Annotated in this window: 10 protein-coding genes; 2 read left to right on the forward strand and 8 right to left on the reverse strand. The window is 48.0% G+C overall.

Annotation, left to right across the window (positions count from 1 at the left end):
• Window positions 1-54: 54 nt before the first annotated feature.
• A complete protein-coding gene (locus tag M3085_RS00355; protein WP_178257122.1) occupies window positions 55-2,112 on the forward strand; it encodes an HD family phosphohydrolase in 2,058 nt (685 codons plus the stop codon).
• Between the two features lie 132 nt (window positions 2,113-2,244).
• Here the strand turns inward: M3085_RS00355 and M3085_RS00360 are convergent, their stop codons facing one another.
• Genes M3085_RS00360 through priA form a run of 3 tightly spaced genes read right to left on the reverse strand, consistent with a single transcriptional unit; the run spans window position 2,245 to window position 5,927 of the window.
• Window positions 2,245-2,730 carry a low molecular weight protein-tyrosine-phosphatase gene (locus M3085_RS00360; RefSeq protein WP_249052024.1) on the reverse strand — a complete coding sequence of 162 codons (486 nt, stop codon included), beginning with the start codon at window positions 2,728-2,730 and terminating at the stop codon, window positions 2,245-2,247.
• Window positions 2,731-2,733: 3 nt separating this feature from the next.
• Window positions 2,734-3,441: a phosphatase gene (locus M3085_RS00365; RefSeq protein WP_178257120.1), complete on the reverse strand. Its 708-nt coding sequence runs from the start codon at window positions 3,439-3,441 to the stop codon at window positions 2,734-2,736.
• A 23-nt stretch (window positions 3,442-3,464) separates the two neighbouring features.
• The gene (gene priA, locus M3085_RS00370; RefSeq protein WP_249052025.1) at window positions 3,465-5,927 is read right to left on the reverse strand and encodes a primosomal protein N'; all 2,463 of its coding nucleotides are present in this window, start codon (window positions 5,925-5,927) and stop codon (window positions 3,465-3,467) included.
• Between the two features lie 89 nt (window positions 5,928-6,016).
• On the opposite strand from priA, the gene M3085_RS00375 reads away from it, so the two are divergent.
• Window positions 6,017-6,994: a Gfo/Idh/MocA family protein gene (locus M3085_RS00375; protein WP_249052026.1), complete on the forward strand. Its 978-nt coding sequence runs from the start codon at window positions 6,017-6,019 to the stop codon at window positions 6,992-6,994.
• 268 nt (window positions 6,995-7,262) lie between these two features.
• On the opposite strand, the gene M3085_RS00380 is transcribed toward M3085_RS00375, so the two are convergent.
• The 5 genes from M3085_RS00380 to M3085_RS00400 form a co-directional block, all read right to left on the reverse strand.
• On the reverse strand, window positions 7,263-7,847 hold the full coding sequence (locus tag M3085_RS00380) for a porin family protein (protein ID WP_191710580.1): 585 nt from the start codon (window positions 7,845-7,847) through the stop codon (window positions 7,263-7,265).
• A gap of 163 nt (window positions 7,848-8,010) precedes the next feature.
• Window positions 8,011-10,365 carry an ABC transporter permease gene (locus tag M3085_RS00385; RefSeq protein WP_249052027.1) on the reverse strand — a complete coding sequence of 785 codons (2,355 nt, stop codon included), beginning with the start codon at window positions 10,363-10,365 and terminating at the stop codon, window positions 8,011-8,013.
• Between the two features lie 88 nt (window positions 10,366-10,453).
• Window positions 10,454-12,814, reverse strand: a complete 2,361-nt coding sequence (locus tag M3085_RS00390) for an ABC transporter permease (protein ID WP_249052028.1) — start codon at window positions 12,812-12,814, stop codon at window positions 10,454-10,456.
• Window positions 12,815-12,817: 3 nt separating this feature from the next.
• Window positions 12,818-15,151 carry an FtsX-like permease family protein gene (locus M3085_RS00395; protein ID WP_249052029.1) on the reverse strand — a complete coding sequence of 778 codons (2,334 nt, stop codon included), beginning with the start codon at window positions 15,149-15,151 and terminating at the stop codon, window positions 12,818-12,820.
• Between the two features lie 21 nt (window positions 15,152-15,172).
• A complete protein-coding gene (locus M3085_RS00400; protein ID WP_178257114.1) occupies window positions 15,173-15,778 on the reverse strand; it encodes a GIN domain-containing protein in 606 nt (201 codons plus the stop codon).
• Between the last annotated feature and the right edge of the window lie 142 nt (window positions 15,779-15,920).

Consider the following 15,920-nt stretch of genomic DNA (forward strand, 5'->3'; position numbering starts at 1 on the left):
GAGCATTATTATTCTACTTTTTTTCTTATTTTGCAGCCCAAATACGATTGGGTTATGAAAAACTTTCAAATGAAAAGGCAGTTGTCATTAAAAGAACTGCTGTATAAAGGTCTGATATTCCTCGCAACGGTGCTTGTCATCGTTTATTTTTTACCGAGGGAAGGCAAATTTAATTATGTCTTCGAAATAAACAAGCCGTGGAAGTATGGACTGTTACAGGCATCTTTCGATTTCCCTATCTATAAAGATGATGGGGAGATGGTGAAGGAGCAAGACAGTATTATGCGTAATTACGCTCCTTATTATCGGCTTGATAAGAATATAGGCGAGCAAATGATCCGGAAATTCAAAGATGATTATGCTCGAAACCTGAACCACATTATTCCGGTCGCAGCCTATAGCCATCACATCGAGCGTCTGCTTCGGGTGATTTACGAAGCGGGAGTTATTGCTCCCAATGATTTGGAGCAAATACAGAAAGACAGTTTGAATCACATTCAGATGGTTGATAAAAATACATCGAACCAAACTGAAGTGAAAGCGCTTTATACTTTTAAGCGGGCATACGAAATGCTTGTCAATGCGGATACGGTTCATTACGACAAGGCTTTGTTGCAGCGTTGTAATCTGAATAATTACATTACCCCCAATTTGATTTACGATGCCGAACGGTCGGAGTCTGCGAAACGAGACCTGTTGAGTGAATTGTCTTGGGCAAACGGTTTTGTGATGAACGGTCAGAAGATAATCGACAGGGGCGAGATAATCGACCAGCATACTTATAATATCCTGAAGTCACTGGAAAAAGAATGGGGAAAACGAAGCGAAACCGTGGCCGAAAAACGGTTGACTTTGTTCGGGCAAACGCTGTTTGTGGCGATTCTTATTTTTTGTTTCATGACTTATTTGGAGTTGTTCCGTCGCGATTATTACGATAAGCGGGGGTGTATTACGCTGTTATTTATTATTATTGTAGCTTTCCCCGTATTGTCTTCTATCATGGTCGAACATGCTATATTGAGTGTCTATATCGTTCCGTTTGCCATGATACCTATGATTATCCGCATTTTCCTTGATTCGCGAACGGCATTTATGGCACACGTGATAGCTATTTTGCTTTGTTCCATCTCGCTGCGTACCCCTCATGAGTTTATATTGCTGCAAACGGTGGCAGGTATGGCGGGTATATATAGTTTGCGTGAATTGTCTCAGCGTTCCCAGCTATTCCAGTGCGCACTGTTTGTAACATGTTCTTATTCTTTGCTTTATTTTGCACTCGATTTGATTCATGTCAGCAAAATAGCCCAGCTTAGTACGCATATATACCTTCATTTTGTAGTCAATGGCATTTTGTTGCTGTTTACTTATCCGCTGCTGTTTATTTTGGAAAAGACATTCGGTTTTACTTCAAATGTTACATTGGTTGAACTGTCTAACATTAATAACAAACTGATGAGACAGATGTCGGAAGTTGCTCCGGGAACATTCCAACACTCGCTGCAGTTGGCAAACCTCACCGCTGCTGCTGCTAATCGTATTGATGCAAACAGTCAGTTGGTTCGTACGGGGGCGATGTATCACGATATCGGTAAAATGCTGAATCCGGCTTTCTTTACCGAAAATCAGTCGGGAGTTAATCCGCATGACCAGTTAGACTTTAGGCAGAGTGCTCAAATCGTTATCAGCCACGTAACCGATGGCTTGAAATTGGCAGACAAATACAACCTGCCGCAAGTGATAAAAGATTTTATAAGTACCCATCACGGAAAAGGCCTTACGAAATACTTTTATATCTCTTATCAGAATGCACATCCGGGTGAGGAGGTAGATAAAGAAATGTTTCGTTATCCGGGACCGAATCCGTTTACGAAGGAACAGGCTATTCTGATGATGGCCGATTCGGTAGAAGCAGCTTCGCGCAGCTTGCCTCAATATACGGAAGAAAGCATTTCGGCATTGGTTGAAAAGATAATCGACAGTCAGGTGCAGGAAGGATATTTTAAAGAATGTCCCATCACGTTTAAAGACATTGCCACGGTAAAGGCTGTATTCAAAGAAAAGCTGAAAACCATGTATCATACGCGCATCAGCTATCCGGAACTGAAGAAGTAACGGAAAGGCATTGGAGGGCAGTATGATTTGCCTGAAAACGCTACCGCATGTTTTAAGGAACACAAGCCGATGTTTTAATCAATTCTTCGGTTTTTTTTCCCTAAAACATGCGGTAGCGTTTTCAGGGGTTGTTTATCTCCAAATCTGTTTGTCGGATTCCATATACGAGTTTAACAAACCAGCGCAGGCATCTTCTAAGATATCGAGCACATTCTCAAAGCCTTGCGCACCTCCGTAGTAAGGGTCGGGGACGTGGTCGGCTACTTTTGTCCGACAAAAATCAGTCATACGCACTATCTTCTGTTCCGATTCCACCGTAGGGGCTTTGTCGTGGAGGGCATCAATATTTCCGTCATCCATACCTAAAATCAGGTCGAAGTCATAGAAGTCAGCCGTACAAACCGGACGCGAACGGTGGGTGATATGATAGCCGCGACGCCGGGCGTGGGCGCGCATCCGCTCATCGGCATGTTCGCCCTGATGGTAACCGCTGATACCTGCCGAGTCGACTTTGATTTCGTTTTCCAGTCCTTCGCGACGAATGTAAGTACGCATGATTTCTTCAGCCGCAGACGAGCGGCAAATATTGCCTAAGCAGACAAAGAGTATTTTCTTCATGGGCTAAAACAAATAGTTTTTAAATTTTTCTACACTGGTATTCATGATTAACGCTTCCGGAAAATCGGTTTCGGCTACCAGCTCTAAAGCATAGTCGTAAGTGGCAATATCGAACGAGATATGGGCATCGCTTCCTAAAATGACAGGCACTTCGTACTGCTTGCACAGGCGGAGGATTTCCAGATTGTTTGCCCTTGCGTCTGCCTTATGCCGGCAAGGTTTTAGCGAGCTGTTATTGATTTCGAGTAATGTCCGATGAGCTTTCGAAGCCAAGACAATCGGTTCGAAATTCAGTTTGGCAGTACCGTCACCCGGATGGCTGATGATATGGATATAAGGGTTTGAGATAACTTGTATCATGCCGTGAGTGTTTTCTTCCGGCGTACCCTGCTTGTAGCAAAGCGAGTGGATTCCGGCAATGCGTAAGTCGAGCATTCTCAAGTAATATTCGTCCATGTCAAGGTTTCCTTCTCCGTCGAGTATGTTTATCTCCGCGCCCAACAAAAGTTCGATTCCGTACATTTGCCGTGGAACAACATGGAGGTTGCGGAAATAAATCGGGTCGCACGAGCCGGGTATTCCGGGAGAATGTTCGGTAATACCCAACACTTTCAACCCTTTTTCGGCAGCGGCATGAGCCATTTCTTGCAGCGTGCTGAAAGCATGTCCGCTGGCTATGGTATGCGTATGTACATCTAATTCTATTTTCATAATGGGATGTTAGTTTATTTGTGTTACATCGGGTCGACGTCGTAATACACCACAAGCGAGCGGAAACGTTCGTCTTCGATTACCGAACGTTGTACCTGAACCAAGTACGAGCGTACTTTCTTCATCGACACGGTTTGTTCGATTTTTATCACTATTTTCTTTATATACAATGTCTGCACACGCGCTACGGGCGGTTTGTCCGGACCGAGGATTCGTTCTCCTAATCCGCTTCGGAGGTAAGTCGCCATCAGGTCGGCGGCTTGGTCAAGGACATCCTCTTTGCGGTGTTTCAGATAAACATATATCAGCCGGTAGAACGGGGGATATTTGAATAAACTGCGTTCCGCCAACTGGTCTTGATAAAGCCGGTTGTAATCGTTTGCTATGACTTGACGAATCAGCGGCAAGTCGGGCGACTTGGTTTGCAGTATCACCAGCCCCTGCTTGTTTTTTCTTCCCGCCCTGCCTGCCACCTGTGCCATCAGTTGGAAGGCACGTTCGTATGAACGGAAATCCGGATAATTCAGCATCGAGTCGGCATTCAGAATCCCCACCACACTAACGCGGTCGAAATCCAATCCCTTCGAAACCATTTGCGTACCGATTAATATGTCGGTCTTTCCCTCTTCGAAATCGGCTATTATTTTTTCGTATGCGGTTCGCGTCCGTGTAGTGTCTAAGTCCATACGTGCCACCCGTGCTTCAGGGAAAAGCGTTTTAATATCGTCTTCAATCTTTTCCGTGCCGAATCCCCGGTTCATTAACTCCGTACCGCCACACGCCGGACACGATTTCGGCACTTGGTAAGTGTATCCGCAGTAATGACATGTCAGTTGGTTTAATCCTTTGTGATAAGTCAGGCTGACATCGCAGTTCTTACAGCGAGGAACCCATCCGCATATCCGGCATTCTATCATCGGGGCAAATCCGCGCCGGTTCTGGAACAGAATGACCTGCTCTTTGTTTTCAAGGGCTTCGCGAACCTTTTGCAGAAGCAGCGGCGAGAATTGTGCCGTCATGTATTTCTTTCGTGCCAGCTCTTTGATATCGACTAATTCGATGTGCGGAAGCCGGATGTTCTGATGGCGTTCGGTTAATGTTACCAAACCGTATTTGCCATGTGTGGCGTTATAATAGGTTTCGATGCTTGGCGTAGCCGTACCCAGCAAGGTCTTTGCGCCGAACATGGAGGCAAGCATGATGGCAGCGTTGCGGGCATGATAGCGCGGGGCAGGCTCTTGCTGCTTGTACGTATTCTCATGTTCCTCGTCTACGATAACCAGACCTAACCGCCGGAAAGGTAGGAATACCGAAGAACGCACACCCAATATCACGTCGTAATCATGCTCGGAAAGCTGTTTGCGCCATATTTCCACCCGTTCGGCATCGGGGAACTTCGAATGGTAAATGCCCAAACGATTCCCGAAAACACGCTTCAGACGCTCGGTTATCTGGGTGGTCAGGGCTATTTCGGGAAGTAAATAAAGAACTTGCTTGCCGGTCTTTATAGTCTGGTTGATAAGATGGATGTATATCTCCGTCTTGCCGCTCGCTGTGACTCCGTGAAGCAAGCAGACGTTTTTTTCGCGGAAACAGTTTAAGATGCCCGTATAAGCCTGTTGCTGGGCAGGGCTTAACGTGTTCAGCGGGAGGGTATCGACGTTGCTTTGGGTCAGTCTGCCTATTTCTTGGAAATAAACCTCGAATACTTTCTTGGCAATCAGCTCATTCAGCGCTGCCGAAGAAGCCCCTGCCGCATCGAGCAGTGCCTTACGTGTAACCTCTTTGGGGGGATTCCCCGGCTGTGTCCAACCGGAAAGTTCGATGTATTTCATCAGCAGCGCCAACTGTTTGGGAGCACGGGCAAGCAGGTCGAACTGGAAACGCAGGTTCCGTTCGCTGCTCATGGCATCGGTCAGCCGTACGCGCGCTTCGGTGCGTGGCTTGTACACCCGCTTCAGCTCTTCCTTTACGTGGATGGCTTCTTTGTCTAACAGCGATTTGATGACCGGCAACAAATGTTTGATGCCACTCGCTTTTTCCAACTGCGTGACGCATTGTTCCGGGTCGGCACTCAGCAAGTCCAATACGCGCTGCTCCTTTTCGGGCAACGGCTCGGCGGCTTCGAAGTCCGGGTTATATACTACCAGCGTTTCGCTCTCTAATTTCATCCCCGAAGGCATGGCAGCTTTATACACGTCGCCCAGCGTACACAGATAGTAATCTGCCAGCCATTGCCAGAAAGCATACTGATGTTCCAGCAAAGCCGGTTGCTTGTCCAGTATTTCAGACACCTCTTTCGTTTCGTATGCCTCAGGCGGAGTGTCGTGTACCCGTGTTACGATAGCCGTATAGTATTTCTTTTTCCCGAAAGGGACGACAACCCTGCATCCCATCCGCACTTCTGTTTCCCATTCCGGCGGAAGGGCGTATGTATATTGTCCCGCAATGGGCAAAGGTACTATAACGTCGACATACTTTTTCATGGCTGCAAAGTTACAAAAAAGCCTTCCATCTTGCTTGCCCCTTTAGCAAAGTTTTATAGCTTTGCAAGAACGGTTAAATTATATTACGCATGAAAACATATAAGATAGGAATCATAGGATGCGGCCACATAGCCCGTAAGATGGCTTTTACGTTGGGACGCATGGAGGGAGTAAGGTGTTACGCCGTGGCTTCAAGAAACTTGGAGAAAGCGCAGGCATTTGCCGCCGAATGGCAGTTCGAGAAGTCATACGGCTCTTACGAAGCGCTTGCCGACGACCCCGAAGTGGATTTGGTTTACATCGCCACGCCTCATTCGTTCCACTACGAGCAGGCGCGGATGTGCATCGAGCGCGGAAAGGCAGTGTTGTGCGAGAAAGCCTTTACCGCCAATGCCCGTCAGGCGGAAGAACTGTTGGCGTTGGCTCATGAGAAAAGTGTGTTTATCACCGAAGCTATCTGGACACGCTATTTGCCGCTGTCGGCTAAGGTGAAAGAGCTGTTAGACGCAGGGACGATCGGAGTTCCCCGTACGCTGTCGGCTAATTTAAGCTACCCCATCTCCGGCAAAGAACGCATTGTTCGCCCGGAGCTGGCAGGGGGAGCGTTGCTCGATATAGGTATTTATACGCTGAACTTTGCGGCAATGGCTTTCGGTGCGGATGTGGAGCGCACGGTGTCTGCCTGCACTAAAACGGATACGGGTGTCGATGCCCAAGAAAGTATCACACTGTTTTACGCCGACGGGCGAATGGCTGCCTTGCAGTCGAGCATCTATGTGCAGAGCGACCGCGAGGGAATTATTTCGGGCGATAAAGGGCATATCATCGTAGAAAATATCAATAACCCGTCGTCCGTCCGTGTGGTGGGTTCGGATTACCAGACCGTAGCCGTTTATCAGGCCCCGCCGCAGATTACCGGTTTTGAATACCAAGTGAAGGCGTGTATCGAGGCATTGGAGAAAGGGTGGTTGGAGTCGCCTTACATGCCCCATGCCGAAACGTTGCGCATCATGCGCCAGATGGATGCGCTGCGCAAAGAGTGGGGAGTGGTATATCCTTGCGATTAAACGGTCAGCCGGTTCTTTCGCCGCAAAAGGTTTTATGCAGAGCGAGAGAACCGGCTGACTGTTAGTTGTTTATAGTCTGTATGAATCTTTCCGTCCGGCTAAAGCGCAAGGCGGAATTTTTCTTCCGCATACCCCGAAAAATGCTACGGTTAGAAATTTTATTCCATGCCGAAAGGTTGACCATTTCTATTCGGAAGACTCATCGGTCTATCGGGTAGAATTTTTCGGGCTTTCTGCTAAGCCGGAAAAGGCTTAAAAGACACTATAATCAGAACATGTAGGCAAGCGAGATTTGCCACGTGTTGTTATCGAAATCCACGTGCGTAAAGCTGCCGTTGTCGCTTTTCACCATTGCACCCGTATCCTTCAATCCGATGTTGTAGTTTGCGCCTACATGTACATGTCCTAATATTTTCAAACCGGCTCCTACGTTGAGGCTGGTCGATTTTTTATTAAATTCGCAGATGTCTTTAAACCAGCGGTGACCAACGTTGAAACCGAACTGCGGACCTACTGCCACGTAAGCTCCCAGTACACTGCTGAATCCTATTGTCCACTTCAGGTTGATAGGAATTTCGATGCTTTTCTTCTTGGTAGAACCTTCTGCCGTATCAATACCGTATTGGTTATACAACGCAGAAACGTCTACACCTAAGCCCAATAAAGGCAAGGTAAGTTCGGCCGTCGGTCCGATGAAGAATCCGCTTTGGTTATCTGAGTTGAACACCTCTTTCGATATAGAAACTTTTGAAACGTTTAATCCGCCCTTTACACCGAATTGGATTTGGGCTTGCGACGGCAATGCCATAAACAAACATGCCGTAACCATCAGAATAGATAAAATTCTTTTCATAAGCAACTTTTGTTAATAATTCTCGTCGGCAAATATAGGACATTCGCCGAATAAAGACAAAAGCATAGGGTGAAAATACTCAAAATCCGGAGGAACGGAGAGTTTCCGAATCTTCCGTTCCGTCCGGATTAGGCAAAGTGTGAGAGTGAAAATAGAGAGAGATTTATTCGGTTTTCAGGTTGTTCACCGGGTTTTCACGTGTTGCCTTCAGGCTGATGAAGAATACAGATATCAGCGAGATGAGAGATACCGTTGCGATGGAAACCAGCGGAACCCACCACGGGAATGTGCTGTCGAACGTCACAATCTTGTCTATCTGACGCACACCGAATATCATCAGCGGGATGGCAATAACGAGGCTGATGAGTAACGACACGAGTGAGAAGCGCATCAGGCGTTTCATTTCACCCGATGAACTGGAGCCAAATACCTTTCGTACCGCCATGTCGCGCTTGCGCTGGGCAATGAAGTAAATGCTCATAGCCGTAAGTCCGAGCAATGAAATGAGCAGGGCAGCGCAAGTGAAAATAATCATCAGGCTGTTCATGCGGCTGAAATCGGAGTAAAGGTTGCGTATCTGTTTATCGTACCATTCCGACTCGAAAGAAAAATCTTTGGCAGCTATCTTGTAAAGCTGGTCCAGCTCTTTCTTGTAAGTATTTAGGTCTCCGTCCTGTACCTCCACTGATACGTTCCACGGATAGATGCTGTCGGGATGTTGGATTTGCATCTGGAGCGGATGAATGTCGTGGTCTATCAGGTCACGGCGGATACGGAAGTCTTTAAACACTCCTGCTATCTGAACCGGCCCGTAATTGTCACTCATAAAATGGTCGGTAACTCCGATGGTGGCAAGCGTTTTCATCGCTTTTTCGCTCATAAAGAAATTGTTCCTTCCCATCGGCGTATGGCGGTCGTCGGTAATCTTAATGTGATAGATATCTAAGAATGCCGAGTCGACAATGAAAGTCTGAAAGCTCATTTCCAGCGTACTGTCTGCCGAAGGAATGTAAGTGGTATTGTTGCTTCCCCCATCCAATGGTATGCCGCACGAGAAAGAAACACGTTTCACGAAAGGCAGTTTCTTAGCTTCGTTACGGAAAAGTTGCAGGTCTTTTTGCGAACCGATAGACGGATAGCTCAATACGTTGCCGAACTCATATCCCAACGGTGCGTGTACGATGCGGTAAATCTGTACGGAGAGATAAACCGAACAAGTAAGCAAGGCGATGGTCAGTCCGCTTTGTACGATGTTGAGCGTGCGCAGGTAAACAGATTTCGTCTTGCGGCGGAACGTACCTTTCACCACGTCCATCGGGTTGTAGTTAGAAAGCATCGTGGCTGGGATAAAGCCCGACAACAGGGTCAGTGCGGCGATAAACAGGATGTAAACCATGATGGTTACTCCGTTGAGGTCGCCCGTGATGTCGATTTTAGAATGAAGCAGTTCGATGGCAGTCGGCTCTGCAGCTTTGGCAAGCAGAAATCCCACGACGAACGAAACGAACGTAAGTAGAAACGATTCTATAATCATACGCCAGAATATGCTGGGCTTTGATGAACCGAGCAGGCGGCGTGTTGCCATCTCTTTGGCACGATAGCTGGTTTGCGCCACGCTCATGCTGATGTAGTTCAGCACCGCCATCAAGAGGATGAGTATACCTACGGTAATGAAAATGACCACCAGCTTAAAGTCGTACTGGTTCAGTGGAGCTACGGCGGGGGTTTCCGAGAAATAAAAATCATGCCACGGGATGAAACGGGCTTTTTTAAATGTGCCGGAGTTTTGGTAAATCCAGAAGAATTCTCCCAAATAAGATGCCACATCATCCGATTTCAGATTCAAGTCAGAGCCGGGAGCGGTGCGGAAAAAAAGCACACTTCCTCCCGCATTGTTCATGTGAGTACATTCGATAGAGCAGCCCCAGTTAATGTACTTCATGTTCTCAAAAGGAATGAATATCTCGATGTCGGAAGATATGATGGAGTTGTCAATATCTTCGATGACTCCGGTTACTGTAAATGTTTCCTTGTTACATGGCACTACGGTAAGCGTCTTGCCTAAGGCTTTTTCTGTACCGAACAGGCGCAAAGCAGCCGACCGGGTGAGTACGATGCTGTTATTGTCGGTTAATAACTGTTTGCGGTTTCCTTCCAGCAAAGTGAAACGGAAGAACTCGAAGAAGTTCTTTTTCACACAGGCACCCATTGTCTGTACTGGTTTGTCGTTTACCTGAACAAACGGCTCTGAAATGCTCATGGCACACCAGTCCTCTATCTCCGGATAACGACTTTGAAGGCGGTCACCCAGATTGTAATGTCCGCCTGCCCAATACTCATTGGCAAACACTGAGATGCGGTCGGCATCCGGCAAATCACGGTCAACGGTAAGCTGACGCATCACCATGTTGGCGATAAGCAACACAAACATCAACGAGATGCTTAACCCCGCCACGTTGACCAGCGTAAAGAGCTTGTTTCGCTCCAAGAATGTAAAGTAAGTTTTCAGTCCTTTCATATTATTGGTATCTATGTAAAAAGTTACGTTTATTTTCCTTTATTTCATGTGGTAGATTTTTAAGCGTATCTTTAGGATTCGGAATCCGCTATTCCGTCTTAATATTGTTAATCGGATTTTCTCGCGTGGCGCTTCGGCTGATAAGTCCTATCGACAGCAGTGAGATGGCGGCTACGGCGATGAAAGCCACACATGCCGTCCACCACGGAAACGACTTGTCGTAACCCACGATGCGCTGGATGTAACGGAATCCTATCCCGATTATCGGGACGGCGATGAGCAAGCTGGCGGCAAGCGACTGACCTGCAAATGCCAACAGACGCAGCAGTTCATGCCGGTTATCCGAACCGAACACCTTGCGTATCGCCATGTCGCGTTTGCGCTGGGCAATGAAGTAAAGGCTCATAGCCGTCAGTCCCAACAGGGAGATAAGCAGGGCAGCAAGCGTGAATATGCCTATAACCTTGTTCATGCGGATAATGTCGGCATAGGCATCCGCTATCCAGTAATCATACCAATGTGATTCGAACGGGACTCCTTCTATTATTTCCGAGTAGAGTGCGTCCAACTGATGCTTGTAGGCAGGCAAATCGCCGTCGGTTGTTTCTACCAAGATGTCCCACGGATACCCGATGCTGTCCGACGGGATAATCTGCATCAGTACGGGGCGTATGGGGTCTAATGCCGAATACATGCGGAAATCAGGGAAGCGTCCGGCTATTGTTCTCGATGCGTCCTCGCCTTCAATCTTAAACGAAACCGCATCGTCGTCCAATCCCATCTGCCGGAACGCTTCGTGGTTCAGGTAGTAATTCCGGTCGCTGTAAGTCAGGTGATAATCTCGTTCCAACGGGATGTGGAAAATATCGAGGAAAGCCGAGTCGGTTTGCAGCAAGCGGAAGTCTACCGGAACGATACGCCCCTTCAGGTTATAGGTAGTGGAGTGTCCGTTTCCGCCATCGACGGGCATACCGCGCGTCAACGATACATTTTTTACGAACGGTAACTTGCGAACCTCGTCGCGGAAGCGGTATAGATTATTCGTCTCGCTCATGTTAGGATAACAAAGCACATTGCCGTAAGTATATCCTAACGGCTCGTGAAGCAGGCGGTAAATCTGTACGCCGAGAAAGAATGAACAGGCAAGCAGAGCCACTGTCAGTCCGCACTGTACCACGTAGAGCGTACGCAGATAAACCGCTTTGGTCTTGCGCCGGAACGTACCCTTTACCACATCCATCGGGTTGTAGTGTGACAGAATCGTGGCAGGAACGAAACCCGATACGGCAGAAAGCAGCAGAATGCCCGCCACGTAGACCGCCGCAACCGGTATGGTAAAGTCGCCCGCTACGTCAATTTTGGTTTTCAGTAGCTCCATGGCGAAAGGCTCTACCGCCTTAGCCAGCAGGAAAGCAAGGGCAAACGCAATGAAAGTCATGATAAGCGATTCTGCCATCATGCGCCAGAAGATATCCTTCGATGACGAACCTAACAGGCGGCGTGTAGCCATCTCTTTGGCACGATAGCTGGTTTGAGCCACGCTCATACTTATATAGTTGAACACAGCCATCAGCAAAATCAGTATCCCCGTTACGGTAAACACTGTCATCAGCTTGCGGCTGTACTGGTTCATGTTAGCGCATTCTATTTCTGAAAAATACACCTCGTGCATCGGAACCCAAAAGGCTTTCTCAAACGAACCGTTGTGATAAGGCCATGCAAATGTCTTGAGCCACTCCAGCATGTCAGCGTTCTTGTCGTTCGGGTCTATCCCTTGCGGCACGCGGATGAACACATTCGCCCCGCCAAAGTTCTGCATCACCGTATTCTCGATAGCGGCAGCCCAGTTGATGTATTCCATTGCCTCGAAAGGAAATACCAGCTCTGTTTCCGAAGGGAATATGGAATTGCCGATGTCTTCCATTACTCCCGTTACCGTATAGGTATGCTTGTCGGTGAAGTTCACTTTGATGCTTTTCCCCACCGCTTCCTCGTTGCCGAAGATACGCTTAGCCGCTGACTCCGAGATGACTACGCTGTAATTGTCCTGTAGCACATGGGCAGGGTCTCCCTCCCGAAGCCGGAAGCCGAAGAACTCGAAGAAGTTCTTGCGTGCCAGTAATACCTTCACATCAAACTTCTTACCCTCAACGTCGATGTATTCGCCACCCACACCGGCAGCATTCGTAGCCACAGTCCATTCCTCTATTTCCGGATAGCGGCTCGCGAGGCGTTCGCCCAACACGTAATGCGCACCGAAATTTTGTTCGGAGCAAAACAAATACGTGCGGTCGGCATTGCGCGTGTCGCGGTCTACGGTAAGCTGGCGGGTTACCATGTTGGCGATAAGCAACACGAACATGAGCGAGATACCCAAGCCTGCCACGTTGACGAACGTAAAGAGCTTGTTGCGCTCCAAGAATGTAAAGTAAGTTTTGAGTGCTTTCATACATCATTCCGTTTTAATCGAGTTAGCCGGATTCTCGTTGGCGTTTCTCCAGCTCTGTACAGTTACGGTTAGCATGGTAATAAGCGAAACGAGCAGGAACGAGACAAGGAATATCCAAGCGCGTATGGGAGTCTTTTCGGCAAAACCTTCTAACCAATGTGCTCCGATCCACCATCCGAAGGGTGCGGCGAAGATGAAGCATCCTATTAATATGTACAAGTACCGGCGGTTGAACATGCCCAGTATTTCGCCCGTAGTGCTGCCGAATATCTTACGGATGCCTATCTCCTTGCGGCGGTATTCGCTCTCGAACATGGTAAGCCCGAACACGCCAATGATGCTGATAACGATGGCAAGCAGTGAGAAGAGCAGGATTTGTTTGGTAAAACGCAATTCGTTACGGTAAGCCTCATCGAGCACTTGGTCGATGAAGCGGAAATTGAAGTCGTGACCCGGAGAGAACTTTTCCATCGCTTTCTGCAATGCACGGACTACTTCTACCTTGTCTGTACCGGCAGAGACACGAACGTTAATGAAGTTCTTTCCTCCCCAGCCCTGATGGTCTTTCCCGTAGATAAAGAACGCCATGGGCTGGGCATTGTTATCGTTGCGGAACGAAGTGTATTTCACATTCTCGCAGAAGCCTATCACGGGATAGTCGTTCGTGGTAGCAGGCTGGTCTACGGCAAGCCATTGATATTTAGCACGCGCTGCTTCGTTGAATATGTACACGTCACCGTCGCCGGGCTTAAAGTCTCGCCCTTCGGTGATGCGGATTCCCATCAGCTTGAGGTAGCGGTAGTCTACGGGCAGTACATCGAATAGGAGATGTTTGTCATCTGCGCCCCGTCCCCAATTCATGTAGCTGTCGGCAGAACTCAGAACGAATTGCGATACCGAAGCTCCCTCTACGCCCGATATCCGGCTGACCTCTGCTATCACCGCGTCTGTCTGACTTCGGGTTTCGTCTGTCATGTTGCCCACTACGATGGCATCCTTATCGTAACCGTAATCGGTGGTACGGATGTATCGGCTTTGGGTGTACATGATGCCGATGGCAATAATAAGGGCAAACGAAACAAAGAACTGAATGCAGACCAGTCCCGTGCGCAACTTGCGTCCCTTAGGGGTTAAACCGAACGACCCTTTCAGTACCAAAGCAGGTGGGAACGAGGTAACATACCATGACGGATAAAGCCCCGCGAGCAGTCCCATCGCCAAACTCAGCACGAAAGTAGCGGTTAGCAGGTAGGGGTGACTGCCGAAACTCAGATCGGAGGCGACCAAATCCTGCATTCCCGAATCCCGAAGAGCCAGCAACAGCACAAGGGAGAGCAAGAAAGCGATAAAGCTGATTAATGCCGATTCTGCGATGAGGCTTCCGCGAAGCGAGCGGGTAGTAGCCCCCAATACTTTCTGTGTATTGATGCTTCTGATGCGCATCGGCGTTTCCGCCAATGAGAAATTCATGAAGTTTATCGTAGCAATGATTACGATAAGGAACGATACGCATATCAGCAGGTAAACCGTAGTGCGGCTGCTTGCACTCTTATTGCCGATGGTAGAGAAATGCACATCGGTAAGCGGGGTAAAGTGAAGAAAGGGTTCTGTATTGGTTTCTTCTTTCAACTCCGGGAAGAACTCTTTCAGTTTATTAATAACTTGTTGGTTGATGGCATCCACTTCTTTCGGATGGGTTATCCGAATGTAACACGTATAGTTCCAGTTTCGCCAATCATCTTTGTTCTCATCCGCAGGGTAAATGGACTTGAAAATAGGGTTGCCTAATTCGCTGTTTTTAGGGAAGTCTTCGTACACACCGCCTACGGTTAGCGAAGTATCATCGAATCCTTTGCCTATCACATCCACAGTTCCAAAGAGCCGCATTGCCATTGACCGCGGGATAAGCACTTGGTTAGGCTTGTTAAGCGCGTCGGCTGAACCCGCAACCATTGTGGGCTGGAAGGTGTTCAGGAAATTGCCGAAACCCGCACGCATGGTTTCGTTGAACAGGTGCTGATTGACTGTTATGTCATAAGAACTCTGCCATGTTTGGAGTACGGACATGCTTTCTATGCCGGGCGAACTGGCTGCGATTAGCTCGCACAACGGGCGTGCCAACCATATTTGCCAGTCGTTGTTACCGTTTGGATTGACTTCCACACGGAATATCTTTTCATAATCCTTATACCCCTTGTTGAAATTGTAATCGTAATCCACCTGCGTCATGATAACGAAGAACGAGGCAAAAGCAATCGCCAGTCCCACGATGTTCAATACGCTGGCGGTAAAGAAACGCCGGAACGTATGCGAAAAGTTACGGATGAGAGTTTTCATTGCTTGCGTTTATTGGTTCACTTATTTCCCTATTTTCAGATTGTTGGTGTTACATACGCCTACACCGTCTTTGCTGATGCGGGCATGGTCGGCAGAGCCACTCAACACCACTTTGCCCACCCCGTCTAAGTCGGCACGGAGGTCGCGGCAAGTAACGTGTACGTCGGTTTTACCCACACCGTCTACCGACAGGCGGAGCGTTTCACACTTCAGGTCTTCCATTTCTACCGAACCCACACCGTCTACGTCGATACGGATGTCGTCCACCTTCAAGGTCTTTTCACACCGGAACGAGCCAACCCCGTCGAACGACAACTCATCAAGGTCGGGCGCGGTAAGATAGATTTTCGTCCCCTTCTGGTTACGTTTCTTCTTTGAATCGGTTTCGATGTAGAGCTTTCCGTCTTTCACCGTTACTACCGTATTTCTGACATCCGTTTCTTCACCCTCTATGCGTACCGAGCATTTGCTGTCTTGCGTGAAGTAAACGCCCGCCACGCCGTCCATTTCGATAGAAGAAAAACTCTCTACGTCCCGTTCTTCTACCACGGTTTTCTTACTTGCCATACAAGAAGTGAAACATCCCATTCCTACTATCCCTATCAGTGTTAAAATAATCTTTTTCATAATGCGTAAATGTTTTATAATTAAATATTTATATACTTTTCTTGAATCAGTCCGATCGGATGCCGTATGTCTTGAAAAACGCTACGGCTTGTTTTTTAATTTCATGCGGTAGAGTTCCCTATTTCTATTCGTAAGACCGGTC

The sequence above is a fragment of the Bacteroides caecicola genome, assembly GCF_023337095.1.
GTDB classification, from domain to species: Bacteria; Bacteroidota; Bacteroidia; order Bacteroidales; family Bacteroidaceae; genus Phocaeicola; species Phocaeicola gallinarum.